16 protein-coding genes are annotated in these 26,994 nt (G+C 70.1%); 7 read left to right on the plus strand and 9 right to left on the minus strand.

Going from position 1 to position 26,994, the window contains the following annotated elements:
• Nucleotides 1-148: 148 nt before the first annotated feature.
• From ACFXMF_RS33600 to rox, 4 genes are all read right to left on the minus strand, one after another.
• Nucleotides 149-2,164, minus strand: coding sequence for an IPT/TIG domain-containing protein (locus ACFXMF_RS33600; RefSeq protein ID WP_360322713.1), 2,016 nt, complete (start codon nt 2,162-2,164; stop codon nt 149-151).
• 403 nt (nt 2,165-2,567) lie between these two features.
• Nucleotides 2,568-3,506, minus strand: coding sequence for a GNAT family N-acetyltransferase (locus ACFXMF_RS33605; protein WP_380017673.1), 939 nt, complete (start codon nt 3,504-3,506; stop codon nt 2,568-2,570).
• Nucleotides 3,507-3,633: 127 nt separating this feature from the next.
• Nucleotides 3,634-4,131 (minus strand): NUDIX hydrolase, encoded by a 498-nt coding sequence (locus tag ACFXMF_RS33610; protein WP_360322717.1) that lies wholly within the window; start codon nt 4,129-4,131, stop codon nt 3,634-3,636.
• A gap of 395 nt (nt 4,132-4,526) precedes the next feature.
• Entirely contained in the window at nt 4,527-6,089 is a 1,563-nt protein-coding gene (gene rox / locus ACFXMF_RS33615) for a rifampin monooxygenase (RefSeq protein ID WP_379990999.1), read from the minus strand.
• A gap of 911 nt (nt 6,090-7,000) precedes the next feature.
• Here rox and ACFXMF_RS33620 point away from each other — a divergent pair.
• The 5 genes from ACFXMF_RS33620 (at nt 7,001) to ACFXMF_RS33640 (ending at nt 16,111) form a co-directional block, all read left to right on the plus strand.
• On the plus strand, nt 7,001-8,401 hold the full coding sequence (locus tag ACFXMF_RS33620; RefSeq protein ID WP_360322719.1) for an ATP-binding protein: 1,401 nt from the start codon (nt 7,001-7,003) through the stop codon (nt 8,399-8,401).
• A gap of 5 nt (nt 8,402-8,406) precedes the next feature.
• The gene (locus ACFXMF_RS33625; RefSeq protein ID WP_360322721.1) at nt 8,407-11,268 is read left to right on the plus strand and encodes a Z1 domain-containing protein; all 2,862 of its coding nucleotides are present in this window, start codon (nt 8,407-8,409) and stop codon (nt 11,266-11,268) included.
• Nucleotides 11,256-12,251: a PD-(D/E)XK motif protein gene (locus ACFXMF_RS33630; RefSeq protein WP_379990998.1), complete on the plus strand. Its 996-nt coding sequence runs from the start codon at nt 11,256-11,258 to the stop codon at nt 12,249-12,251. Before ACFXMF_RS33625 ends, ACFXMF_RS33630 begins: the two co-directional genes overlap by 13 nt.
• Nucleotides 12,244-14,007 (plus strand): AIPR family protein, encoded by a 1,764-nt coding sequence (locus ACFXMF_RS33635; RefSeq protein WP_360322725.1) that lies wholly within the window; start codon nt 12,244-12,246, stop codon nt 14,005-14,007. Before ACFXMF_RS33630 ends, ACFXMF_RS33635 begins: the two co-directional genes overlap by 8 nt.
• A 217-nt stretch (nt 14,008-14,224) precedes the next feature.
• Entirely contained in the window at nt 14,225-16,111 is a 1,887-nt protein-coding gene (locus ACFXMF_RS33640) for a DNA cytosine methyltransferase (RefSeq protein ID WP_360322727.1), read from the plus strand.
• Between the two features lie 908 nt (nt 16,112-17,019).
• On the opposite strand, the gene ACFXMF_RS33645 is transcribed toward ACFXMF_RS33640, so the two are convergent.
• The 5 genes from ACFXMF_RS33645 to ACFXMF_RS33665 all read right to left on the minus strand — a co-directional run bounded on the left by ACFXMF_RS33645 (nt 17,020) and on the right by ACFXMF_RS33665 (nt 25,516).
• Nucleotides 17,020-17,790, minus strand: coding sequence for an SDR family oxidoreductase (locus ACFXMF_RS33645; protein ID WP_360322731.1), 771 nt, complete (start codon nt 17,788-17,790; stop codon nt 17,020-17,022).
• Nucleotides 17,791-18,878: 1,088 nt separating this feature from the next.
• Nucleotides 18,879-21,965, minus strand: a complete 3,087-nt coding sequence (locus ACFXMF_RS33650) for a hypothetical protein (protein WP_380020942.1) — start codon at nt 21,963-21,965, stop codon at nt 18,879-18,881.
• 699 nt (nt 21,966-22,664) lie between these two features.
• Nucleotides 22,665-23,552, minus strand: a complete 888-nt coding sequence (locus tag ACFXMF_RS33655) for a hypothetical protein (RefSeq protein WP_379991189.1) — start codon at nt 23,550-23,552, stop codon at nt 22,665-22,667.
• Complete coding sequence (locus ACFXMF_RS33660; RefSeq protein WP_380017675.1) at nt 23,552-24,310, minus strand: ParA family protein; 759 nt, start codon at nt 24,308-24,310, stop codon at nt 23,552-23,554. Before ACFXMF_RS33660 ends, ACFXMF_RS33655 begins: the two co-directional genes overlap by 1 nt.
• 246 nt (nt 24,311-24,556) lie before the next feature.
• Nucleotides 24,557-25,516 (minus strand): alpha/beta hydrolase, encoded by a 960-nt coding sequence (locus ACFXMF_RS33665; protein WP_379991185.1) that lies wholly within the window; start codon nt 25,514-25,516, stop codon nt 24,557-24,559.
• Nucleotides 25,517-25,926: 410 nt separating this feature from the next.
• Between ACFXMF_RS33665 and ACFXMF_RS33670 the strand changes: the two genes are divergently transcribed.
• Complete coding sequence (locus ACFXMF_RS33670) at nt 25,927-26,265, plus strand: metalloregulator ArsR/SmtB family transcription factor (RefSeq protein WP_360322740.1); 339 nt, start codon at nt 25,927-25,929, stop codon at nt 26,263-26,265.
• Nucleotides 26,262-26,994 (plus strand): cation transporter (locus tag ACFXMF_RS33675; protein WP_380020944.1); only part of this gene is annotated, 733 nt, incomplete at its 3' end. The genes ACFXMF_RS33670 and ACFXMF_RS33675, both read left to right, overlap by 4 nt.

The following is a 26,994-nucleotide window of genomic DNA, read 5'->3' on the forward strand; positions in this document are numbered from 1 at the left end:
GCGCGTACGCGTTCGGCGTAGCCGGGGCGGGCCGTTTGTCCGGCCCGCCGCAGGTGTGTTGGTCGGCCGTCGGGAACGGCCTCCGGAAGGCCCGGGAGCGGCCCGGGAGTTCACCGGCCGCGACTCGACCCGCCGGCCCGCCCGGGGTTCACGAGCAGAGGATGATCAGGGACGTGATCACGGTGCAGGAGGCCGAGGAGCCGTTGTTGGCCGGGTTGGGGTCGTCGGGCGTGCTCGCGGTGCGGGTCGCGGTGACCTCGTAGGCGAGGCCCAGGCTGAGCAGGGCCACCGGGGCCGTGAAGTGGCGGGTGGTCGCCGCGCCCTTGGCCAGCGGGCCCACCGTGCAGGTCACCGTGCGGTCGGCCACCGCGCAGTCGGGTGAGGTCGCGAGCATCGGCACCGGCAGCGGCGCGCTGACGGTCGCCGAACCGAGTGCGTCCGGCCCGCGATTGGTGACGGTGATCGTGTAGTCGATGTGCGCGTCGAACAACGACGGCACGCCGGTTGCCTGGAGCGCGACCGCCACATCGGCCGTGCTCGCGACATAGGTGTACCGATCGGCCGGAACGCTCGCGCTGGTCCCGCCGGCGGTGCTCACCCGCACGTCCACCTGGCCGGCCCCCGGCCCCGGCGGCGCGGTCACCGTGCACGAGGTCGCGGTGCACGCGAACGAGGTCGCGGGCCGGCCCGGACCGAAGGTGACGCCGGTGGCGCCCGCGAGGTTGCTGCCGGTGACGGTGACCACCGTACCGCCCGCCTCGGGACCGGAGTTCGGGCTGATCGAGGTGACCGCGGGCACGGCCGTGTAGGTGTATCGGTCGGCGGCCGAGGTCGGGCTCGTACCGCCGGGCCCGGTCACGGTGACGTCGACGGTGCCGGGTGCGCCGGGCGGCGCGGTGGCGGTGATGGTCGTGTCGTTGACGACGGTGAAGGATGCGGCCGGGGTCGCGCCGAACGCGACGGCGGTGCTGCCGGTGAAGTGGGTACCGGTGACGGTCACCGAGGTGCCGCCGGCCGTGGGGCCGAAGTTCGGGGCGACCGAGGTGACGGTGCGTGGTTGCGGGACACCGACCACGACGATGCCGTACGGGGTGCTCCCGACCGGGACGGTGGCCACCACCGCGGCGGACGCCGTGTCGATCACCGACACGTCGCCGGACACGGCGTTGGTGGTGTAGACGAAGCCGCCCGCGACGTGCAGCGTGAGGTTGGCCGGGTAACTGCCCACCGGCACGGTGTCGGTCACCGTGTTCGTGGTCAGGTCGACGACCTTGACGGCCGCCGGGAAGGCGGAGACGTAGGCCCTGGTGCCGGCCGCGTTCACCGCGACGTTGCTGGCGTCGGTGATCGGGACGGTCGCGGTGAGCGCGCCGCCGGCGGTCAGGTCGAGGGTCCACAGGCCGGACTGGTCGTCGACGGCGTACAGGTGTGTCCCGTCGGGGCTGAGCGCGGCCCCGTCGGGCGAACCGGGGAGCGTGATGGTCGCGCCGACGGTGGCGGTGGCCGGGTCGATCACGGAGACATTGCGGCCGGCGTTGTTGACCGCGTACACGTGGGCGCCGTCGGGGGCGACCAGGACCGCGATCGGGTTGGTACCGACCGGGATCGTGGCCGCGACCGTGTTGGTCACGGTGTCGACCACGAGTACGGCATTGCCCTGCGCGACCCAGAGGCGGCGGTCGGTCGGGTCGACGGCCATCGCGAACGGCTTGCCGCCGGTGCCGATCGTGCCGATGACGGTGTCGGTGGCGGTGTCGATCACCGAGATGCCGGCGTCGTCGAAGTCGGCCACGTAGACCCGGGTGCCGGCGTGGTTGGCGGCGAGCCCGTACGGGCCCCGGCCCACCGGGATGGTGGCCGTCGTCGTGTTGTTCGCGGTGTCGATCACGGAGACCGTGTTCGAGCCGGAGTTGGCCACGTACGCGGAGACGCCGGGACGGGCCGCGGCGGCGGGCGTGGCTCGGCCGACCATTCCGGCCACGAGGCCGGCGGCGATCAGCGTGACGGTCGCGAGCAGCGCGATCGGGCGGCGGGGCAACGTGGCGGATAAGGGACGGCGGGCGTTGCGGCGCTGCCCGGTGGCGGGTCGCGGGTGGTGCGAATCAGGGGGCTCGGCCAAGAAACCGCGGCGCCTGCGGCCGGGCGGTGCGTGATGGAGCGACATCGGGATCCCCTCCCTGGAGTTGGACCACACCGGGCCGTCTCCACCAGGGCACGTCAATCCCCGCCCCGTACGGCACTCGGGCCCCCACCCGAATCGAGACGGCCGCGAATCACGGATCGCGATTCGTCGGTGCATCGCCGGAAACGTACCGGGGAAGCGGGTGGCGATGTGACCGGAATGGCCAAATGGTGGCGCCGGGGCGGGAGTTGGTGTAGTTGGGGGAACCGCGCCGGACCGGGCCAGCGTCCGCCGGGGGCGAATCGGCGGACGTCCGACCGGACTTCGGGGGCGGGGCTGTTCGGGCAGCGGTAGCTGCTCGGAAACCGGTAGCCGCTCGGAGACGGGTGGCTGCTCGGGAACGGGTAGCCGCTCGGGAACGCGTGGCTGCTCGGGAGGCGGCCGGCTACTCGGGGGCGGAGAAGATCATCCGTACCTGGGTGGTGCGGTAGCCGGCCCGGCGGAAGGCGGCGGCCATCGGGGCGTTCGTCATGTCGGTGGTCGCGGTGATCACCTCGGCGCCCCGGTCGGCGTGCAGGCGGGTGATCTCGGCGAGCAGGTCGGCGACGTAGCCTCGGCCGCGCAACTCCGGGACGACGCCCAGGTATCCGACGTTGGGGTGGTACGGCGTCGCGGACGGGATGGCCAGGCCGACCAGGGTGCCGTCGGCGGTGTGGGCGAGGCGCCACCAGTCGCGCTCGCCCGGGCAGTCGAGGTAGAAGTCCATCTCCTTGCGGGCGGCAGCTTCCGGGCCGTAGGCGGCCAGCCCCCGGCGGGTCTCCGCGTCCAGGCTGCCCTCGGCGATCCGCCCGAACACGGCCAGGAACGCGGCGTCGTCGGCCTCGGTGAAGGTGAGTCGGCCGGACCCGATCGGCACGCCCAGGTCCGGCGACCACTCGAAACGCAACCGCTCGACCTCGTGGCTCAGACCGGCCGCGAGCGCGGCCTCGCGGCGCCAGGCGAGCGCGGCGGAGACGGCGGCATCCGCGCGCCACCCCTCGGTCAGCGTCACGTTGTACAGCGGCGGCCGCTCGGCCCCGGCCGCCGCGAACGCCCGCAGGCTCGCGGCGATCAGCTCGGCGCCGACCGAGGCCCGGTCGGCGACGGTCGGATCGACGTACAGGCAGTCCAGCGCGGCGGGATGCGCGCTGTCGGTCGGCCCCCACCACAACGCCCGGGCCAGGACCCGATCGTCCCGCTCGGCGATCCAGGTCCACTCCGGGCGGTACATCCCGTCCGCGGCTTCGGCCAGGTAGCGGTCGGCGGAGATCGAACCGATCGGTTCCCGGACCTCGCACGCGAGCACGCGAGGCAGATCGCTCGGGGCGGTGGAACGGAAGTGCACGGTGCCTCCGGACAGGCGGTCGACGGCGTTCGCCAGGAATGCGAAACGCGAAACAGGCGTCGAATATACGCGCGAAGATCGGCACCGGCCGGGGCCGGGTTCGGCGCTTCGGCTCGGGTCGGCGTCCTCAGCGTCCGGTCGGGTCGGGCCTCGGCAGGTAGACGGTGCGGCCGAGGGCGCGGGCCTCGATCGCGGCCGGGACGCGCGGGGCCACGGTGCTCGGGAGCAGTTCGGCGGCTCGGTCGAGGGTGACGAACGCGTACTCGTCGAGTTCCTCCTCCTGGATCCGGATCGCGGCGATCTGCTCGGGAGTGAGGGTGCCGCCGTCGAACATCCAGCCGGTCAACGGCCGCGGCCTCGGGTCGAGTTCGGGCACCCAGTCGATCACCAGCAACTCGCCGACGGGGAGGTCGAGTCCGAGTTCCTCGCGCAGTTCGCGCGCGCACGCCACGTGCGGTGGCTCGTTGCGGTCGACGAAGCCGCCGGGCAGGTTCCAGTAGTCCCGGTAGTTGGGATTGACCAGGAGCACGCGCCCCTCGGCATCGGTGATCAGGGCGGAGGCGGCGGCGTAGAGGGCGGGCAGTTGCGCGTACCACTGCTCGGGCGGAAGGTACTCATGGGTCATCTGCTCGACCCTAGCTCCATCCGGGCCGGCGGGCGGGAGGCCGGTGATTTTGCTCGCGCGGGTCCGCGTGGCCCGCGAGCGCTGCGGCGTCCGCGCAGGCGATGGGCAGTCGGGGGGCCTGGGGCCGGGAGCGGGGGCCGTCGGCCATGGTCGGCGCAGGTGGCCGTTGCACGAACCGTACGGCCGCCTGTGCCGACCCACCCGTGGTGCCCTTCCGCCGTCTTCCGGTCTTCCCGTCGTCACTCGGAGGACGAACCTCCTCACGGGTCGACCCCGGCATCGGAGCACCACGGCTGATGCCGCCTCCGGTCTTGCGATGGTCGGTCGCTACGGCCGTTCGATCCTTCTCACGGCCTATTCGCTCGCTCGGGCGAAACCCGGTCGCTCGGGCGAAATCAGACGGCGGGCCTGCCGAACCAGCGGGAGAGATGGTCGTCCAAGTCCTGCTGATCGTCGCCGATCCAGGCGACGTGGCCGTCGGGACGTAGCAGGACGCACGGCACATCCAGTCCCGCGGTGGGATCCGCGAGGTGGTCGACCCGGTCCGACCAGCCGCCGACGGTCAGGTGTTCGGTGCGGTCCAGCAGCAGGCCGCGGCCGCGTCGCAGCAGATCGTAGAGCCGGCCCTGCTTCACGTCGATGTCGCGCAGTCGGCGGCCGAGCAGGTCGGGGCCCGCGCCGAAGTCGTAGCGGATGCCGATCGCGGTGATCTTCTCGATCAGATGGCGGTTCACCTCGTCGAAGTCCATCAATTCGGTGAGCAGTCTGCGTACGGCCTGCGCGCCCGGTTCGGTGGAGTGCAGTTCCATCTGGGCGCGGGTATTGTCCAGCACCTCTTCGGCGACCGGACGACGTTCGGCCTGGTAGCTGTCCAACAGCGTTTCCGGCGCCCAGCCGCGGATCTGTGCGGCCAGTTTCCAGCCGAGGTTGAATGCGTCCTGAACACCCAGATTGAGGCCCTGCCCGCCGGTGGGTGGATGGATGTGCGCCGAGTCGCCGGCCAGCAACACCCGCCCGACCCGATAACGCTCGGCCAGCCGGGTGGCATCCCCGAAGCGGGACAACCAGCGCGGGGAGTGCACGCCGAAATCGGTTCCGGCGATGGCGCGAAGCTGTTGCTTGAAATCCTCCAGGGTCGGCGGTTCCGCGCGCTCGCCGACTTCCGCGCCTCCCGCGCCTCCCGCGACGGGGACGACGACGCTGTATGCCCCGCCGCCGAACGGCCTGAGCCAGAACCGCTTTTCGGTCTCGCCGATTTCGGCCACCTTGGCGGCGATCTCCTCCGGCGGTGCCCCCACTTCCATCTCGCCCATCAGCGTCTCGGTCCGCGAAGGCTCGCCGGGGAACCCGACGCCGAGCAATTTGCGCACCGTACTGCGTCCGCCGTCGCAACCGACGAGATAGCGCGAACGCAATCGTTCACCGTCGGCCGACTCGACGGTCACACCCTCCTCGTCCTGCGCGAAATCGACCACCGCACAACCACGCCGGACCTGCGCACCCAGTGCGATCGCATGTCCTTCGAGCAGCTCGACGATGACCGGCTGGGGAATGCCCAGCAGATAGGCGTGCGCGGAATCCAGATTCTTGGGCGCGGGTTTGTTGATGGCGGCGAAAAATCCGCCGGCCGGCCGCCGTCTTCCGTGTTCGAGAATGCGATCCAGCAGTCCGCGCATTGCCATCAGCTCGATACTGCGAATATGCAGACCGACCACGCGAACAAAGGAAACCGGTTCGGTTTCCTTCTCCAGAACGAGTACCCGCACGCCATGCAGCCGCAGTTCGGCGGCCAGCATCGCGCCGGTCGGCCCGCACCCGGCGATGATCACGTCGAACACGAGGGGCGCACGATCGGCGCCGGCAGCCGGCGCCCGGAGTCCGGGGACGTCGCCCACACTGAAGTCTCGCTCGACCGGGTCGTTCGACGCCGGCTCGGGGGTGAACTTCGGAGAGTTCATGGATGTTGCCTTTCGGGAGTGCCTTGTTGGCAAGGCGCTCCCGGCGACACCTACATCGATCGCCCAACCGTGACGGCAGGGGGGAGCACCCATTTCGCTACAGCGTTCATGGGTCTCACCTCCTCGGGCGGGGTCACGGCCGAGTGCAAGCTACAAGCCACGACATCACCACGTCCAACCCTTTCCCAACCACGTGATCACAACTCCGAACGGTCCACGCGGTCCACGGAGCAATCCGGCGCGGCGGGCCGGGTCGCGGGAAGAGCGCAGGCGGGGATACGGACGTCTGTGCGGGCGACTCCACAGGCCCCGGCCGCCTTTCGGGATCGCCCGCTCGACCGACCTGCCGCACGACCCGCTGCGGCGGCACTCCATGAGCATCACCCGGGCACCTTGCTATGCGTCGGCCAAGATGTGGTCGACGAGACCTGCCGCGGAGAGTTTCCCGAGGCGTCCCTTGACGGGTTGACGCCCTTCTCGAAGGTTCCCTGTTCGTCGACGCTGTGCGGCAGATCCTGGCTGCGGACGGTCGAGTTCAATCAGCGCCCATCGGTGATCGGCGAAGGCGGCCGGTCTCGGAAGGCCCCGGTCGTTCTCGCCGATCACGGAAGCCGATGGATGCCTCCGGGGTGTGCGAGGGGCCGACTCGGTCGCCGGGCGCTCCCGAATCGGACGTACCGGCCTGTCGGCAGGGTGTAAGTCGTCTACGGTATGGCGTTTTTCGCGCGCAACCAGTTGACTACCCCGGGGACAGTTCCATGACCGACGTTCGCATACGCGGTAGTGGCGCGCGTGGTGCCGTCGGAGCACTGGGTGGGGATCGGGGGGAAGTGCCGGGCACGGATGGGCGTCAAGCGTTACCGCCGCACCCGTCCGCCCTGATGGAGTCGTTACGGGCGTTCGGTTACGACATGTCGACCGCCCTCGCCGATCTGGTCGACAACAGCATCGCGGCGGGCGCGCGGGAAGTGCGGGTGGAGTTCTCCTCAGATCCCGGCGCCGCCTGGGTCGCGATGGTGGACGACGGTTGCGGCATGACCGAGAGTCGATTGCACGAGGCCGTTCGCTTCGGCGGGCTCGGCCCGGACCGGCCTCGCGATGAGCGCGACCTCGGACGTTTCGGTCTGGGGCTGAAGACGGCCTCGCTTTCCCAGTGCAGGCACCTGACGGTCATGAGCCGAACCTGCGGCGGTACGACCGCGGTGCGTTCCTGGGATATGGATCTCGTCCGTGACACCGGGGATTGGTGCGTCCTGACGGTTGCGGACGAGCAGGCCGTTCGCATTGCCGAAGAGATCGGTTTCGCCGGGACCGGGACGATGGTTCTCTGGCGCCGGTTGGACCGCGCCGGCGACGGCCCGGTCCTGGCGAGGCGTCTCGGACGGACCAGGGCGCGACTGGAGATGTGGTTCCACCGCTTCCTGGAGTCGGGACGCCTCCGCATTTCGTACGGCCGGCGCGAAAGTGTGGCCTGGGATCCCTTCATGCGGGATTTCATGGCCACCCAGGACGCCGGCCCCGAACTCTTGAGCGGCGCCGGCGAGGTGGTGCGGGTCACGCCCTATGTTCTCCCGCACCCCGCGAAACTGACCGAGTCGGAACTGGCGACGGGCAGTGGTCCGCGCGGCTGGAACGCCCAGCAGGGCTTCTACGTGTACCGCGGCGACCGCATGGTCTCCGCAGGCGGATGGCTGGGGCTGCGGGATCTGACGCAGACACCCACGACGCGCCTGGCGCGGATCGCCATCGACATCTCCCCATCCGCGGACGCCCGTTGGCAGGTAGACGTGAGAAAGTCGCGCGTCCACCCTCCCGCCGAGCTGGAGAACCGCCTCTCCGCCTTGGCCGAACACACGCGCGAGGCCTCACGCCGGGTGTTTCGTCGACGGCAACCCGGCTCCTCCACGGCTTCCGAGGCAACCGAGGTCGCCGTCGTGTGGCAACAGGTGCGCCGTCCGGATGGCCGGGTGCATTACACCATCAATCGCAGACACCCCTTGACGGCGGCCGCGCTGCAGTCGCCGAACGCGGGCACTTTGGAGGCCATCCTGAGGCTCGTCGAGGCTTCGCTACCCATCGGATACATCGCGTTGGAGGCACAGGCCGACATGAGTCGCGTTCCCCAGGCATCGCTCGAGGGGGTCACCGAGGATCAGGCTCGAGAGGACTTGAAGTCCATGCTTGCGGCCCTCCCATCCGAACCGGACATGAAGCAGGCCGTCCTGGGCGTCCTTGCCGACTCCGAGCCGTTCAACCGATTCCCGACCTTGTTGGCACAGATCGCCGCGCACGACCCGGCGAACGGACGGTGACCCCCATGACCTCGGAACCCGCAAGCCTGGCACTCCAATTCGCCGAGAGCATGTTGTTGAAGGTCGCCCCCCGTGATCGAACACAGGAGCGGATCCGGGAGATCGCCGGTCAGGTTCAGGTGATGATGTCGACCCTGAAAACGGAGGTCTCGCCGGAACAGATCGCTCGTGAGCTCGAATCCCGATTCGACGTGTGGGTGCCACGCGAGATCTCGTTGTTGGATCCACAGGACCACGATGCCTGGCTCAATCAGCGCAGATACGACGTGGAGTGGGCGTACTGGGAACGCTACAAGACGTGGCTCTCCCACGAATCGGGCTGGAAGCCCCCGGCGGTGGAGGCGTTGGACGAGGCGACCGACACCGTTCTGGGCCTCATGGAGGACCCGATGCGGCCGGGGGAATGGCGCAGCAAGGGGCTTGTGTACGGTCAGGTGCAGTCCGGGAAGACGGCGAACTACACGGGGTTGATCTGCAAGGCGGTCGACGCCGGTTACCGGGCCGTCATCGTGATGACCGGCGCACACGAGAGCCTGCGGCATCAAACCCAGGCTCGCCTGGACGCGGAGTTTCTCGGGTTCAACACGAGCGTGACCCGCCAGCGGACGGCCGAGTCCAAGTACATCGGCGTGGGAACGCTGGACATGAAGAGTCCACCTCTGTGCCTGTCCATCACCTCTCGGGACAAGGACTTCCAGTCCGCGGTGTTCCGCAGTACGCCGGTGGACCTGCGTCAGGTGCGCCTGTTGGCGGTCGTCAAGAAGAACGCGAGGATCCTCGACAACCTGGCCAAGTGGCTGGGCGATTTCGCCAAGGGAACACCGGACGGACGTTTGTCGGACCTTCCCGTGCTGGTGATCGACGACGAGGCCGACTACGCCTCGGTCGACACGAAACGGCCCCGGTACAAGCGCGCACAGAGCGACCCCGAGCACGATCCGACGCGGATCAACCAGGCCATACGCAAACTCTTGGGGTTGTTCGAGAAGCGCACCTACGTCGCCTACAGCGCGACTCCGTTCGCCAACATCTTCATATCTCCCGAGACGGACCATCCCACCCACGGCGAGGACCTGTTCCCCGAGAGCTTCATGGTCGCGCTGAAACCGCCCTCGAACTACACCGGACCCGAGGTGGTGTTCGGTCTGGTGCCGGAGGACGCGGCGTTCGAGACCCACCCGCTTCCGGTGCACCGCCCGGTGACCGATCACGAGGGATGGATACCCGAAGGACACGCGAAGGGATGGGTCCCTCCGAGGTCACTGCCCGCCTCGCTCGACGAAGCGTTGGACGCGTTCGTGCTCTCGACTGCGGCGCGACGCGCCCGCGCGGAAATCGGAACGGCACGACGGGGCCACGCCACCATGCTCGTCCACGTGACACGCTTCACGGATGTCCAGACGGCGGTCGTTCGGCAACTCAGCGAACGACTGCGCGAAATGGACGAGATGTGGCCCGACCGCGGCGAGGCGGGAGCGCGGTTACGGGCGCGCCTTCGGTCCTTATGGGAGCGGGATTTCCTGTCGACGCGCGAGGAACTGACCGCCACACACGGGCACTTGGGCAGCGTCATCGGCCCCGCGATCGCCTACGACCGGGTCGAGGCGCACGTTCAGGAGGTGCTGTCCGACGCCGCGGAGGGTGTCAAGGCGGTCAACGGCCAGGCATCGGACGTCCTGGAGTACGAGTCGAGTGCCCCGGCCACCGTGGTCGCCGTGGGCGGGGACAAACTGTCCCGGGGCCTGACGTTGGAAGGCCTCAGCGTCTCGTACTACCTGCGAGCCTCTCGCACGTACGACACGCTGTTGCAGATGGGGCGCTGGTTCGGATACCGACCGGGATACCTGGACGTAACACGCCTCTACACCACTCCGGAGCTGGTGAAGTCGTACGTCCACGTCACTCGGGCCAACCGCGAACTCATGGACCTTATCTCGGTGTTGGCCGAAACGGGCAGCAGGCCGCGCGACGTCGGGCTGCGCATCCGTGACGGTCACGAACACCTCCAGGTGACCGCGGCGGCCAAGATGCGCAATACGAGGAGCATCTGGCTCACCTTCGCGGAGCGGCGGGCGGAGACCCTGCACATGCTCACGCGTCCCGATGCGCTGCGTGGCAACAAGGCTCGCCTGGATGCGCTGATCGATGCGATGACGCCCTGCGCGGTCGTCCCTCCGGAACTCCGGCCGCCCGACACCGGCCAAGGATTCATGCGTCGAAACGTCCCGGCCCGGGCGGTGATCGACTTTCTGGACGGCTTCGCGTGCCCGGGACGGGTCTCCCAGGCGAATCCGAGGAACCTCATCGATTACATCCACAGCCAGAATGCTCATGGGGAACTGGTGCGGTGGACCGTGGCGATCACCGGCGGAAGCTCGAAGCAACGTCTGGAGATCGCGGGCGAGTCCATCCGGCAGGTGCGACGCAAGCCGGTGGGGGGCGTGGTCGAGGCCGGCCTCGACTTCGAGGTCGGGGTTCTAGTGAGCCCCGTGCACGAGGCGATCGGGCTGACGCGGGATCAATACGACGACGCCCGCCGGATGACCAACGCATCGTCCACGTCGGATGAGGGGCGTCTGCCCCCTCGTCGGAGCCCGTCGAGGGAGACTCGCCCCAGCGGTCGCGAGTTGCGACGACGGCGAGATCCTGCCGAGGGCTTGTTGTTGATCTATCCCATCGAGACGACCGGTTGTGTCACGGGCGTCCCCGAGGGCCTCCCCCTCGTGGGCTACGCCGTGTCCTTCCCCTCGTCGCCGACGGCGAGGCCGCTGTCCTACAGGGTGACCGAGACGTATCTGCGCGAGTTGGTGACGATGTTGACGCTCGAGGACGAGGACCCCCAGGGGGACGACCGATGGGCGGATTGACCGCTGCGACACTGACGGCGATGTTCGAGGCGGCTCAGGCGGGAGAGCTCCGGGGTGCGGGCGGCACACGGCGCCGTCTCCTGCCCGAGCACACCCTGGACATCTTCGTCGAGGTCCGTTTCCCCAACGGGGAATGGGCCTTGCTCGTCTCGAGCACCGAGAATCTGGGCGACCGGGAACTGGTCCTGGCCGCTGGACTGACGTGCCGTTGTCGCGACGGCAGCCTCGAGATCGTTGCGCAGCCGACCACCGATCGACACATGTTCTGTGTCCTGCTCGCCGATCTCCTGGACCATCTGCGATGGGCCCCGTACCGGGCCGCGACCGCCTTGGTCACCAGGCTCACGGCGTGGCAGGCAATGCTGGGACGAGCGCCCCGGGACGGTCTCGGCCGTGAGGAGTCGATCGGGCTGCTCGGGGAGTTGCTCGTCCTGCGCGATGTCGTGCTCCCCCTTCGGGGGCCTGCGGCCACACACGCGTGGACGGGGCCCTCGGGTGCCGCCCAGGACTTCAGGGCCGACGACTGGGCGCTCGAGGTCAAGTCCGTCTCGGTGAACACGCTGCGCTGCACGATCAACGGTGCCGACCAGTTGGACCGCTTCGGTCTACGGGAGCTGGCCCTCGTATATCAGGTGCTCTCCCGTGACGACGTCGGCGTGACCCTGGGTGCCCTCGTCGAGGAGGTGAGGGCGCATCCATTGCTGGGCGCGGATCGTCTCTTGTTGGACAACCTGCTTCTTCAGGCCGGATGGATGGATGCGCACAGCGAGCGGTACAAACGCGATCGGTACCGCCTGTCCCGCCGGTACTGCTATCGCGTGGGTGACGATTTTCCTGTGCTCGCCCCGACCGACCTTCCGCACGGAGTATTGAACGTGTCCTACTCGATTGACCTGTCGACCTGCGCGCACGCGTTGGTCGGCGAGCCCGCCATGGGCAACATCCTCGCGCCGCCTCCGAGCCGGGAGGGTTCCCGTGGCTGAACCGGAGTGGGAGAGTTTCGCGCGGTCCCTGGAAGCCGCCGTGGTCGATCGCGTTCCCGAAGAGTCCGCGGAACGCCGACGCAACGCCTTCCTGGAAGTGGTCTGCGACTACCTCGTCAACGACGGTGTGGTCGAGGACGTCACACCGTGCTATCTGCGCAAGCAGGTACGCCGCCGCACGCTGGAGGTCCACGGCTACGAGATCAGCGACCAGGGAACCTCGCTGGACCTGTTTATCGTGCGCTCCGACCTTGGGGCGGCGGCCTTGGCCCGCAGGGACGTCCAGGCGGCATTCAGCGCCGTCGAGGCCTTCGCCGAGGAGTGCGCCGCCGGCACTCTCGCCGAGCTGGAGGACACCAGTCCCGCATTCGACATGGCGGACACCATCCGCAAGGCATGGCCGAGCCTCGCACGCATGCGGATCTTCCTCCTCACCGACGGCCGGACCACGCTGGCCCACGTCGACGCGAAGACGGTTGCCGGCCTGCCGACCAGCTACGAACTCTGGGACATCGCACGTTTGTTCCGTCTCGCCACGTCCGGCCGCCAACAGGAACAGATCGTCATCGAGCTGGCGAATTTCGGAGGCCCCGTGCCGTGTCTGCCCGCGCTGCGAGGAGGCGAGTATCACTGCCTGCTGGCGGTGCTGCCCGGCCAACTGCTGGCGGACCTGTACGACACCTATGGCGGCAAGCTGCTCCAACGCAACGTCCGTGCCTATCTGCAGGCGCGCGGCAAGGTCAACAAGGCCATCAGCCAGACCGTTCGGGAGGCCCCGGGGCGATTTCTGGCCTACAACAACGGAATCTCCGCCACCGCGACCGACGTCGGGCTGGAGGAGGGGCCCGACGGCCAGATCATGCTCTCCCGTATCGTGGACCTCCAGATCGTCAATGGCGGCCAGACCACCGCGTCCCTGCACCACACGTCGCTGCGCGATCGAGCCGACCTGACCGACGTCCGAGTACCTGCGAAGTTCACCATCGTTCGGCAGGCCGATGCCTTGGACGAGTTCGTGCCGAAGATCTCCAAGTACGCGAACTCGCAGAACGTCATCCGCGAAGCCGACTTCGAGGCGAACAGCCCCTTTCACGTGGAGTTGGAAAGATTGTCGCGTGCCCTGTGGGCGCCGGCAGTCGGCGGGAGCACGCGGCAGACTCGCTGGTACTACGAACGCGTTCGCGGGCAGTACCAGGTCGCGTTGAGCGAGCAGCGAACGGAGGCCCGCAAGCGACAGTTCAGACAGGAGCACCCCTCGGCCCAGCGGTTCGGCAAGACGGAGGTCGCGAAGTACGAGATGTTGTACCTCCGGCATCCGCATCTCGTGAGCCGCGGCGGTCAGAAATGCTTCCAGATCTGGACATCGGATGTCGTAAGCGCGTATTCGTCGCCGCCTTCGGCCGCCTATTTCAGGGAGCTGGTTGCCAAGTCGATCCTCTTCGAGGAATCGCGAAAGGTGATCCGCACCCTGAACGCGGCCGACGATCACCAGGGATACCTGGCCCAACTCGCCAACTACGCGATCGCTCTCCTCGTCGACCGCGCGGGTGGTGCGGTGGACCTGGATCGCGTCTGGAAGTCGCAATCACTGCCCGAGCACATAGCTACGCTGCTGCCCGGACTCCTTGCCGCGATCCGCCCGGTCCTGACGCATCCGCCCGGGGGGGCAAATGTCACCGAATGGTGCAAGAAAGAAGAATGTTGGAAGGCCGTGGGCGCTGTGGACTGGGAACTTCCCCCGACGTTTCTGGGGTAGACGCGTGATGTCCATGTCCGAACCATGTGTCGGAGCACAACTCCGATGCGGGATACTGCATGCTTCGGAGATCGTTTCGGCCACGGGGCGCTCCCGCGATCGCGTGGAAGCGGTGCGACCACTCTCCGAACACTCTTTGACTTATGGACTCGGTGGATACCGGGTTCCTTGCGTGTGAGCCGTGGCTGGTGTCGGAGATCGGTGAAGGGTGGGGAGCGTGTTTTACGGGGTGCGCCTCGAGCGCAGCGACTATCTGAAACTCGCTCCGCACCCGGATGCCTGCACACCGGACAACTTCCCGGAATGGCTCGCACGCCGATCCCCCCACGAACGGCTGGCCGTCGACCTGTTCTCCGGGGCCGGCGGACTGAGCCTGGGATTGGAGCAGGCCGGATGGACGGTCGCCCTCGCCGCCGACTACGACGAGCGCGCCCGCGAGACTCACGCCGGCAACTTCCCCGGCCTGTCACTGCGAACCGACCTGGGGAACCCCGACGAACGCGACCGACTCGTCGAACTCCTGAGCCACGCCGAGATCGATCTGGTGGCCGGAGGCCCCCCATGCCAACCGTTCAGTCGTGCCGGAAGAAGCAAGATCCGCAGTTTGGTGCGGGAAGGTGTCCGCGAAGCCATTGATCTGCGCAAGGAACTCTGGCGTGCCTACCTCGATGTCATTCTCAGGGTGCGTCCCCGCGCCGTCCTGATGGAGAACGTCCCCGACATGGGGCTGGGCGACGACTTCTTCGTCGTCCGCAACATCGAACAGGAACTCGAAGACGCGGGGTACTACACCCAGGTCCGTCTGGTGGACGCGTGGAACTACCGGGTCCCGCAACATCGCAAACGGCTCATACTGCTGGCACGACGCGATGCCGAAACCTTCCCGTGGCCCAAACCCCACGACCGCACTACCCTTCGCGACGCGATAGCGGACCTACCTCCTCTCCGCGAAGGAAACACCGGACGACGGGAGTTCGCCTACCGCACCGAGGCGAACCTCTCCGAGTTCGCGCGCCGCATGCGGGCCGGGGCCCCCGTCGGGCGCGTCCACGACCACATGACGCGCCCGGTCCGCGACGACGACCGGGAGATCTTCGCGGGAATGAACTCCAAGTCGTTGTACCGCGACATTCCCGAGCACCTGCGACGCTACGATTCCGAGCACTTCAAGGACAAGTACAAGAAACTGGACTGGGACGAGCTCAGCCGCACGATCACGGCACACATCGCCAAGGACGGATACTGGTACATCCATCCCGAACAGCTCCGGACGTTGACCGTTCGCGAAGCGGCGCGCGTACAGACCTTCCCGGACCGCTTCCGCTTCGCCGGCAACCGTAGCGACGCCTTCCGGCAGATCGGCAACGCCGTTCCACCGCTGTTGGGCGAGGCGGCCGCCCAAGCCCTGCTGCCCCTGAACACGAGCGCATCCCCGAGTCCGTCCGAGCCGGAGGCGCGTCCCTACTGGCTCCGGGTTCGCGAAGCGTTGACCGAATGGGCCGTCCACGAGTCCACCGGGCCGAACTGGGCGGTGCTGCCCGGCTCGGACCTGATCCCGGCAGCGGCGGCCCTGTCGGCATTGATGACCACCGCTCGAACGGCTCCGGCGATCGTCGGTCGGCAACTGGCGTCCCTGCGGGGCAAACAGCGGCTCACCGTACGCGACCTGGTGGCCATATCGGCCGTCGTCAACGGCGAACGGGCCCGGCAGGGAATCGAGGAATTGCTGGCGCGCAAGCAGGAGCGTCCGAGGTCGATCACCAAGGCGGAACTCCCCACCGCATTGGACATGCGACCCGGTGAACAATCCCTCTATCGGCTGCTGACCGGCGACGACCTGCTCCTGGTCGGCCAGGGCTCCTTACGAGTGGCCGCTCGTGTCACCGGCTCGACATCGGACCGGACGAACCGCTTGAGCGACGGACGCGTCGACCTCTCGAAGATCATAGGAGCCGGCGAGCAGGCGCCGTTGCGGATGGCCGCGATCCGACTCATCGGAAGCTCCTACTGCCGCGAGTCCGACCCCATGTGCGGGTCGTGCCCACTGCGCACATTCTGCGTGAAAAGAGATTCCCTGGACACGGGGGCGACACTCTTGAGCTGATCGAAGAGGCCCCGCACGTTCGGTTCGCTCGGTGGCTTCGCTTCGGATCCTCCTTCCGCGAGGCGCGAAGTACCACCGGGCCGAGCATTCCTGGCGTGTTCCCTCGAGCACCCCCGAGCGCGGCCCTGTTCGGTCCCGGGCGTGATCGAACGGGGCCTTCGTTCCCCGTCGTTGCCTTGGGAGTACGTGGCGACGTTCGGTTCGACTTGATGGACCTCCCCGACCCGGACACCCTCCGCTGGTCCGATATCCGTGTGCGCCCCGACATCGCCACAACCTTGGCGGGGCTCGCATCGGTCAGCGACTGGATCGCGTCCGACCTGCCGACGAAACACCACGCCGGCACGGACGTCGACCTCACCTCATACGTCCGGACGGCCCGAAAGCGGGAACGGGCCAAGGTCGAGAAACTCGCCTGGGCACCCTGCGAGCCGCCATGCGACACGGGCTTCCCGTTCGGGTCGGCGATGACACCGTTTCCCATCCAGAGTGCCGTCGAGACGACCGTCGGGGGTCTGCAGGGCCCCGGCATCGTCGCCGTAATCGCGCCCACCGGTGAAGGAAAAACCCAGGCCGCCATTCAAGCGGTGGTGGCACTCGTCCATCCCTGCGATCCTGCGAGGCGCCTACTTCGCGATGCCGACGCGGGTGACAAGCAACCGGATCTTCGACGCGATCTGGGAAGGCCCCAAGCAGGCGTGCCGCCTCGGCGGGCTGCCAGGCGTGTCGCCGAGCTCCTCGGCGTCCCGGCGGCGGGCGTCCAGGTCGGGGGAAGAGCAGCGGTTCGGGAGCCCTGCGGACTGGGATGTCCCGTCGGCTCGTGCGGGGTCTGCCGGTGGTGTGGGGCTCCGGTCCGGGCTCGGGTGTGGGTGGGCGCGGACCGGAGCCGTGTCGTGGTGGCCGGTGGGTCAGCCGGCGGTCAGGCCGCTGTCGTTGTGCAGGATGGCGCCGTGCACGTTGCGGGCCTCCTCGGAGGCGACGTAGGAGAACATCGCGGCGATGTCCTCCGGCTGGGCCATCGGACGCGGGGTCATCGCCCGGCCGACCAGGTCCCAGTCCACGTCCGCCGGCATCTGGTAGTTGGCGACCAGGTTGGTGTCGATGCCACCCGGCGCGATCGCGTTCACGCGCAGCGGCTGCTTGGCGAACTCCCAGGCCAGCGACCGGGTCAACTGCACCACGGCACCCTTGCTCATGGTGTAGACGACGCCGTACGCCAAGCCCATCACCCCGGCGTTGGACGCGATGTTGACGACGTTGCCGGAACGCTCCAGCAGGTGCGGGATGGCGGCCTGGCACATGAAGAAGTAGCCGTCGATGTTGACGCCCATCATCCGCCGGTAGTCCGCCTCGGTGACGTCGAGTACGTGCTCGGCCCGCGCGATGCCGGCCACGTTGCCCAGCACGTCCAGCCCGCCGAACTCGGCCACCGCCGCCGCGACGGCCGCGAAGCACTCCTCGCGGACCGACACGTCGGTGATCCTGGTCACGACCTTGCCCGCGAGCCCGGCGGCCAGCTCCGCGGTTTCGTCCAACGCCGCCGCCGCGATGTCCAGCGCGAGCACGTTCGCGCCCTCCGCTGCCAGGCGCAGCGTGGTCGCGCGACCGACCCCGGAACCCGCCCCGGTGACCACCGCGGTCTTGCCGTCGAACCGACCGGACACGTGGGCTATCGACATACGTTCACTCCATCGCACGAGAGCGGTGTGGCGCGCGAACAGGCGCCCATGACCAGAGGTGACGGATCGTGCCATAGCCACGATGGGGAAACCAGGGTCATCGGCCGCTGCGCTCGGCGTCACATCGACGTCACATCGGTGCGGCGAGACGGACCGCGTTCGGGCCGCGATCCCGGGTCCGGGTACGGATCGCCGCCCACGCGGCCGGAGGTGTCGCGCCGGCCGGCTCAGGCATCGGCGGGCGCGGCTCGGGGCACGGCTCGGCCAAGCGACGCGCGACCGACCGGGCCACCCCCGTCGGCCACCGACCGCGAGCGCCCTGGACGCGGGTGGGCGCCGTGCACCATGAGCGGCCCCGATCGGGGATCGGCACGGCGCGCCGATGGGCATCTGCTGGCGGGGGGCGGGCGGGGCCACGGAGCAGGGGCGGGCCGGGCTTAGCGGGAGCGGCGATTGTCGAGGGGCTTCGCCGGGTTGTGGGCTCGGGCCGGCGGGCAACGCCTACTTCCTCGGTGACGGTGGTGCCATGGGTGGGTGGCGGGGCTTGAACGGTCGAGGCGATGCGCCGTTGGCGGCTGCGAAGTCGGGTCCGGGTGAGGTGGAATGTTGCCGGATGTCGGGAGGAACGCGGGGGAGACAGCCCTCGGGGTAGAGGTCGAGTTCCACCTCGGCGAATTGTTCCGCCGTGAGTGGCGGCATGAATCCGGCGGGGTAGCGATGCATCAGGGGCTGGGGACCGAGGTTTTCATAGCCGTGTGCGGCACAGTTCAGGGCGACCAGGTGGGGGCCTTCACCGCACCCTCCGGGTGAGTACAGGCGGTCGTGGGCCAGGCACACGGAGCTGAAGGCCGGGCAGACGTCGTCTTCTGTCGGTTCGTGGAACTCCGGGTCCAGGACGACTTGAACGACGATCTCCTGAAAGTTGCCGCGTGGAATGGGGCGTGGATCCCGCCACAGCAGCTTCGCGGGGAGCATGCGGTCATGACCTCCGATGGGGGGTCGGGACGGCTTCCGGTGATGTCGCCGGAAGGCCGTGGGGATGCGTCGGGCGACGGCCTCGGTGCTGTGGGTGGGTGTGTTGTGGTGGGTCAGAGGCCGGCGTCGGCCAGGTCGGGGTCTTCGGCTTGGGCGCGGCGGGCGGTCAGTTCCTCGTGGGCTTGTTGGAGAAGGCGTTCGGCGGTGCGCTCGCTGACGTCGAGTCGGTGGCGGACCTCCTCGACGGTCAGGTCGGTTTCGGCCGCGAGGCGGGAGACCAAGGCGAGGACGCGGTGGTCGCGGCGCGCGGCGCTGGTGAGCGCCGATCCGTCCGCTCTGCGGCCCTGGTTCGGGATGTCGTGGTCGTGGTCGTGGTCGATCGGAGCGGCGGCGCGGGGGGTTTCGGCGACGACGTCGATGCTCGGCGGGTCCACGGGCCGGTCCGACTGCGCGTCCGACGGGGGGTCCACCGGCCGGTCCGACTGCGCGTCCGATGGTGGGTCCACCGGCCGGTTCGACTGCGCGCCCGACGGGGAGTCCACCGGCCGGTTCGATGCTCGCGGGGTGGCGTCCGGCTTCGGGGCTTGCCGGCTGCTCGGATCCGAGTTCGGACCGGTCGGGCCGGGGGGCGCGATGCTCTTGGGTGCGTACCTGGGCACCGCGTCGGTGGGCGTGGGGTTCGGCGATGCGCCGGGCCCGGGGTGGTGTGGGTCCTCCTGCCAACGCACGTCGGCGGTCGGGGGTTGGTGCAGGTCTCCGTCCACCCATGACCCGGCCCCATCCTGCCGGTACGCGCCGACCCCGCCCGTCCGTGCCGCATCGGCAGGGCGACCGTCGTCGGTCCCGACGGGCGACAGGTCGGTGGCCGCCGCACGGGAGCGGAGCGGTCCTTCGGTATCCGGCGCGGTGGTCGGGGCATCGGGGGCGCGGTGGGCGTCGACGCGAGTGGGGTCCGGATGCGATGCCGCGATACGCGCCGCAGGGTCGGGGTCCGGGTCCGCGTCGTCCGGCCACGCGCCGGTCGTTTGGCGGTGGGCGCCCGCTCGGCCGGAGGACTCGGGGCGCACGTCACGAGGCGGGTTCGTGGCACCCGCCACCGCCCGGTCCGCGACATGCCGACGCCCACCGGCGCCACGTGAGCCGTCATGGCGGGTACCTCCGCCACCCGACGACGCGGCCACCGCCTCACGAGGCGCGACCACGGCGCCCCCGGCAACCGTCCGGCGATCGGCCGTGCGCTCCGGCGACTCAGGCGACCCGGTCGCGTTGCCGACGCGGAGGGCTCCGGTGTCCGTCGCGATCATCGCCGCGCCCGGGTCGCGGTCCGCAGGCCCCGGCAGGCCGGCCGCCATGCCGCGAACCGCGGCCGCCCCGTCCCACGACACCTCCGGCTCGCCGGCTCGGAAGCTCGGCTCATCCGGCGGAGGCGCCGCCACGCCTTCGTCCAGGGCGGGCAACCGCCCGACCTCGGCGCGCCCGTTCGGCGCCCCGAGCCCGGAGGACGCGCCGGGGTACGACACCTCGGCCTCCAACGACACAGCCTGCCGGCCCCGATACGCGCCATCCGCGTACCGGCCCTCCCCGTCTCCACCGTCCAAAGAAGCCAACGGCTCCACGCCGTCCCACTCCCCCACATCCACCGCCGCACGAACCGAGGGACCGCCCGGGTACAGCACGTCGGCCTCCGACGACGCGGCCTGCGAACCCCCGTGCCGGCCGTCCGCGTCTCCGCTGCCCGACGAAGCGGGCAGCGGCGTGTGGCTCGACCCGTCCGGGTGCTCCATCGTGCCTGTCGCCCCCGGGGTCGCGGAGCCGGTCGGCGCGAGCGGGGCGGCCGGGTGGGGGTGGGGGATCCGGGGCGCGGGTTTGGTCGTCGGCATCGGTGCGGTGGCTGCCGGGCGGCTCGTCGCGACTCGGGTCGGGGACTCGGTCGCCGGTCGGCCGGGGGCTGCGGCCGGGGTGTCCGAAGCGGGCGAGGGTGGCCTCGGGGCGCGGCTCGGATCTCCCACGGCGGCGGGTGAAGTCGGGGTCGGGCCGTCCGCGTTGCGCATCCCGAGGGCCGGGTGGTGGTCGAGGTGCTCGGCGTGACGCGGGCCCGGGACGGTCGCAGCGTGCGTCGTGGACGCCGGGCCGGCGGGGGTCGAGACGGCGACGCCGGCCACACGGCGGGTCAGGGTCGACAGTGGCGTGCCGCCCTCGGGGGGCGTCGTGCCGGGGTGCGGCCGGCCGTCTCGGTGGTGGGTCGGGGCGGTGGCGTCCGGGGTGGGCCAGGTCATGTTGGCGAGCCGGCCGACGTCGACCAGGACGCGTAGTTGCGGGAGCACGGCGGCCTCCACCTCGGCGTCGGCCAGGCGTACCCGCGCGGCCGTGCGTTGGGCGAATGCCTCGGCGCGGCGGTACCGGCGATCGAGGCCGCGCCTGGGCCGTGTGGTCGAACGACCGGTCCCGTCGACCCGGGCGACGGCGCGTGCCTCGGTGGCCTGGCGCAGCCGGTACAGCGCGCGGGCCGCGCGGCGCTCGCGGACACGTTCGGTCGCGTCCGCCGCGCCCAGGTATTCGTCGGCGGCGAGTTCGGCCAGCACGAGCACCCGCTCGATCGGGTGCAACCAGCGGATCCAGCCGACCCGACGGTCGGCCCGTTCGGTCCGCGCGTGCCGCTCCTCGGCCAGACCCAGCTCCCACAACACGGCGGCGATCGGCGCCCAGATCCCCAGCGCGAACGCCTCGCCGACGTTGGCCCCCTCACTGGCCGACATCGAGGCGGACAGCAGCGCGAGCACCCACACGAGAGCCCCCGACAGGCCCGCCGCGGCGCCTCGCGCGGCCCGCCGGCGAGCCCGTAGCGCGCAGACCACCGCGGCGAAGTCCAGTGCGACGAACGGCAGATACGCCCACGGCCCGTGCAGGCCCATGACGTCCCGACCGAACTTGCCGAGTTGGGCCGCCGACAGACCCGCCGCCGCGGCCGCGACCGCCGCCGTCAGCAGGTCCTCGACCCGCCGCCCGCGCCGGTCCCTGGTCGCGGTCCGGTCGTTCTCGAGTGCCTTGCGGGCCTCCTCGGGCAGGGCCGCGACCCGGGCCCGTTCGGCGACCGCGCGGCGGCGGGCACGTTCGACGAGGACGGCCGAGGCGAGAACGACGAGGGCTCCGGCCAGATAGGGCCAGTGCCGGGACCAGTCCCAGCGCGCGAGGTCCAGCATGTGTACGACATCTCCTTCGTCCCGCGCGGGAGGCACGGGTCCGACTCGGGAAGTGCTCGTGTCGATGGGTGATTCGGGTCGCGGAAGAGGGGTCGAGCGCCGGTGGAGGATCCTCCGACGGTCGGAAGTGACCATCCTTCGGACGGGACCGTGTGTTCGATGCAGACGGTCCTTCGGTGGGCGAACCTACCTTCGCGGCTGAGCGTCCACTTTCGGCACCCGTCTTCACGTGCTGCACGCCGCTGCGTGTGCTGCACGTGCCGGTGGGCTCGGTCGGTGGTGCGATCGTCAACTTTCGATGCGGCCGTGGATACGAAGCAGCCGGAGATGTGACGGAACAGGGGCGAGGGGGCGACGAACGATCGCATCACCCGGGGCAATGCGATCAGGCGCCGCAGACATCACCTTCACCGCACCGGCAACAACCGGCACCCGCTCGCGCCGACGGGCAGGTACGTACGCGCCGCCGACCTGCCGGCACACCCGACCGACGCGCGGACGGGCCAAGCCGACGCGGCCGACGCACATGCGTGCCTGGCGCGCAGGCCGCGAAGACGCAGGAGGGCCCGGGCGACCCGGATCACCGCGACCCGACGACGCGCGTCCCACGCCCCGCCCGCAACCGCGCCCCGGCCGAGTCCAATTGGACTCACCCGAAGCAACGCCCCGCCTGCCCCGCCCCGGCGGCCATCGCCCCCGTTACGCCGACACGACGCCCCGACCCGCATCCGAGCGGGCCCCCGGGACCGCGCCCGACCCCGCCCCCGATTCGGACCCGACATCCACCCCGGAACCAGAACCGGCACCGGCACCGGCACCGGAATCGGCACCGCCCCCGACCACCCCATCCGTCTCCGCAAGTTCCCGTCGCACCCGAGCCACCTGACGTTCGAGTTCGTCCAGGTAGGCCACCGCCGCTGCCCGGTCCTGCCGAGCCAGCGTGGTCAGCCAACGCCGCGGGATGGTGTCCGCGGCCTTGGCCGTGTAGTCGACCACCCGATCACCCTCGGCCTCCGGCTCGATGCCGAGCGAGTCGAGATAGCTCCGCACCTGCTCGACCGCCGCCGCCGGCGAGAACGCCTCGCCGACCGCCGCCACCGCACCGCGCAGCACCGCCGCCGTCAGCGGTACGGACTCCGCCTCGGCGACCGTGCGGTACACCGTCACCGCGGCCTCGTTCCCGTACCGACCCGCGAGCGGCACCAGTTCGCGGACCTGGGCCTCGTTCACGGCCCTGAGTCCGATCGGACTCAACGCTTCCGCGATCGGCCACGCCTGGATCAACCGGTCCGCGTACCGGCGCTGCATGTCCCAGCGGTCAAGGCAGTAGTCCTCGAAGCTCTCGTAGCGGGTGCGGTACAGCCGGGCGTCCCGAACGATCTGCAACGCTTTGCCGGCCGCCCAGAACGCGACCCGCAACGTCTCGATCGCCGCCTCGCACGCGGCCAGTTGCCGCTGCTCGTCGTCGATCAGTACCGGACTGTCGGACAGCGGCCGAAACGGCGCCGGCAGTTCCTTGGCCATATCGGCGGCGGTCCGCAGCCGACGCGGCTCGGCGGCCGTCCTGGGCGTACGTTGACGGCCCATCAGATCGCCTGCTCGATCGCGAGGGCGAGCTTGTAGAAGTCCTCGCGGGCACGCAACGCCGTACCGCTCTCCTTGTATTGGGTGACCACGAGCCCGCCCTCCGCCGCATGAGCGTGAATCTTGTACTTGCGAATCGGCTCCCGCGCCCGGGGGTAGCCGCGTTCGTCTATCCACGCCTCGACCCGGGCCCGATCGGTCTCCCCGTCGCGCGGATCCCACAGGTTCACCACCGCGATGTACGGGATACCGCGCGGCTTGAGCACCCGCTCGATCGTGTACTCGCTGGGCGACCAGCTCATGAACTCCGGCGTGATCGGGACCACCGCCAGGTCCGCCACTTCGAGCATGTCGCGCAGGGCGTCCGCCGCCGCGCCGTGCCCGAGTGGGTCGGTGGCGAGTTCGGCCTCGGGGTCGGTGTCCATGAAGCCGGGGCTGTCCACGACGATGCGCGCGACCCCCGGGTCGGCCTTCAACTCGGCCAGCATGCCGGGCTTGCCCTTGGTGGACATGTAGTCGAACGGCAGGAGTTCCTCGGGTACCCGATCCGCCCAGTCCTCCATCGACCCCTGTGGGTCGATTCCGCAGGCGACCACGGGTGCGTCGGCGTCCGGGGCGATCGGCCCGGTGGGGGTGAAGTTCTGCCCCTGCACGGCGGCCAGGTTCACCGCGATGGTGCTCTTGCCGACACCACCCTTGCGGTTGATGACGACCACGACTTTGGCTCTGGGCACTGCCGCCGATCTGCGGGCAGGGCTCATCTGGGACCTCCGTTGGCTTCCCCATCACGGGTACTCGGACGCCGCCCAGCATGCCAGAGCCCCGACCGGCAACCCCCTTTCGGGACACGCGACACTCCGCGATGTCGACCACATCGGTGATACCGGGCGATCCCGGATGTCCGAGAGCGATCCGACCATTGCTCCCGAACCGGCCGACGACAACACAGGTCCGTCACCCCGATCGGGGTGTTCCTCGATACCTGCCGGACGCCGACCCGGTCGGATTCAGTCGTACCGGACGTCGGCGACGTCGGCGAAGAAGCGGTCGGCGGCCGCGGCGGCGGACGGCGCCACCCGGTCCATGGACAGGAAGCCGTGGATCATCCCGGGCTCGCGGCGATGCCGGACCCGGACCCCGGCGGCGGCGAGGCGGGCGGCGTACTCGTCGCCCTCGTCGCGCAGCGGGTCGTGTTCGGCGGTGACGACCACGGCCGGCGGCAGGCCCGACAGGTCGGCGGCGAACAGCGGACTGACCGTCGGATCGGCACGACGGGCCACGTCCGGCAGCAAGTTGGCCACGCCCCACGCGACGGCGTCGGTGGTCAGGCCCCAGCCGGCGGCCTTGTCGCGCGTACTCGGCCGGGACAACGTCAGGTCGGTATTGGGGCACGCGAGGAACTGCGCCGCCGGCAACGGGCCGCCCTCGGCGCGCATCCGCAGACAGGTCAACGCCGCCAGATGCCCGCCCGAACTGTCCCCCGCCACCGCCGGCGGCCCCGCCGCACCCGACAGTTCACGCGCGTGCTCGGCGGCCCAGCGAAAGGCCGCGGCGGCATCGTCGGGCCCGGCCGGCCAAGGGTGTTCGGGCGCGAGGCGATAGTCGACGGCCAGTACGGCGATCCGCGCGGCGAGGGCAAGCCGACGGCACAGCCGATCGTGCGATTCCAGGCCGCCGATGGTCCACATTCCCCCGTGCAGGAAGACCACCAGCGGAAGCGGATCGAGGCTGGGCCGGTACAGACGAACCGGAATCGGCGACACGGTAACCGCGGGACCCGCCACGAGAAGGTCCCGCACCTCGGCCAACTCGGGCCCGGCCGGCCCGCCCACCACGCGCTGTCGTTGCCGCCGCCGCATCTCGACGGCACCGACTTCCCGCGCACCGGGGCCACCTGCGCGGCGCTCCGCCGCCAGGTAGGCAGCGAGTTCGCCATCCGCGACTGCGCCCACTTCGTCGACACCCATGCTCCCCAGCTTGCCGGCCACTCCCCTGGCCAACTCCGGTCACGTGCACGCCCCGTGCGATCCGGCCGCCCGCCTGTCCGCCCGTCCGCCCGAGACCACGCCCGCCACGGCATTCGGTCAGGCCCCGAAGTCCCCTCGGAGATGGACGAGTTCCAGCGGAGGACCACGAGCCCAAAGCGGCACGACGAAGGCTTCGACCGCTTCCGAAAGACCCACCTCCGCAGAAATCGCCTGCTCGATCCCCGCGTAGCGCGGCCGCAGGTGGCCAACCACAAGCGACCGCGGCCCCGCCCCGCATCGGCCACCGGGCGCGTGCAACGAGGCCGCCGCGCAGGACGGTTCGAGCCAGGCGTGGCGACGACCTTCGATCCACCATTTCCTGAATTCAGAAATACGTGTACCGTCAGGGTGTGCTGACCGTCGCCCCCGACATCGAGGTGCTGGCCCGTTTCGGCCGCGCGCTCGCCGATCCGATCCGCTGCCGGCTGCTGCTCGCGTTGCGCGAGGCCCCGGCCCACCCCTCCGACCTGGCCGACCGGCTCGGCATCTCCCGAACCCGGTTGTCGAATCACCTGGCCTGCCTGCGCGACTGCGGCCTGGTCGTCGCCGTGCCCGTCGGCCGGCGCTCCCGCTACGAACTCGCCGACGAGCGCCTCGGCCACGCTCTGGACGATCTGCGCACCGCGGTGCTCGCCGTCGCGGCGGACAAGACCTGCCCGGACACCGCGACGAAGGGCTGCTGCGGATGACCGTGACGTCCCTGAGCCCCGGCCCGGCCCGCCGGGACGTATTGGCGCGCCGGATCCGGTTGCTGGTCGCGGCGACCATCACCTACAACGTCGTCGAGGCCGTCGTCGCGATCACCGCCGGGACGGTGGCCTCCTCCACCGCGCTGGTCGGGTTCGGCGTGGACTCGGTCATCGAGGTCTCCTCCGCTGCGGCGGTCGCCTGGCAGTTCTCCGCCCACGAGCACGCCGTGCGCGAGGCGCGGGAGAAGACGACGCTGCGAATCGTCGCGCTCTCCTTCTTCGCGCTCGCCGCCTACGTGGGCGTGGACGCGGTGCGCACCCTGACCGGCGCCGCCGAGGCCGACCGCTCGATCCCCGGCATCGTGATCGCCGCGCTGTCACTCGCGATCATGCCGTTCCTGTCCGCGGCGCAGCGCCGGGCCGGACGGGAACTCGGCTCCGCCGGCGCGGTCGCCGACTCCAAGCAGACCCTGCTGTGCACCTACCTCTCCGCCGTGCTCCTGGTCGGCCTGATCCTCAACGCCACCCTCGGCTGGTCCTGGGCCGACCCGATCGCCGCCCTGGTCATCGCGGTGGTCGCCGTGAAGGAAGGCCGCGACGCCTGGCAGGGCAAAGGCTGCTGCGCGCCTTCGGCCACCGGGGTTGCCTCTCCCGCAGCAGCCGTCGCAGCCGAGACGGACGCGTGCGGCGGCCGTCCCGACTGCGACGGGTTCGCCGGAGATCGAAGGC

It is taken from the genome of Embleya sp. NPDC059213 (genome assembly GCF_042754445.1).
In the GTDB taxonomy this organism is placed as follows: Bacteria; Actinomycetota; Actinomycetes; order Streptomycetales; family Streptomycetaceae; genus Embleya.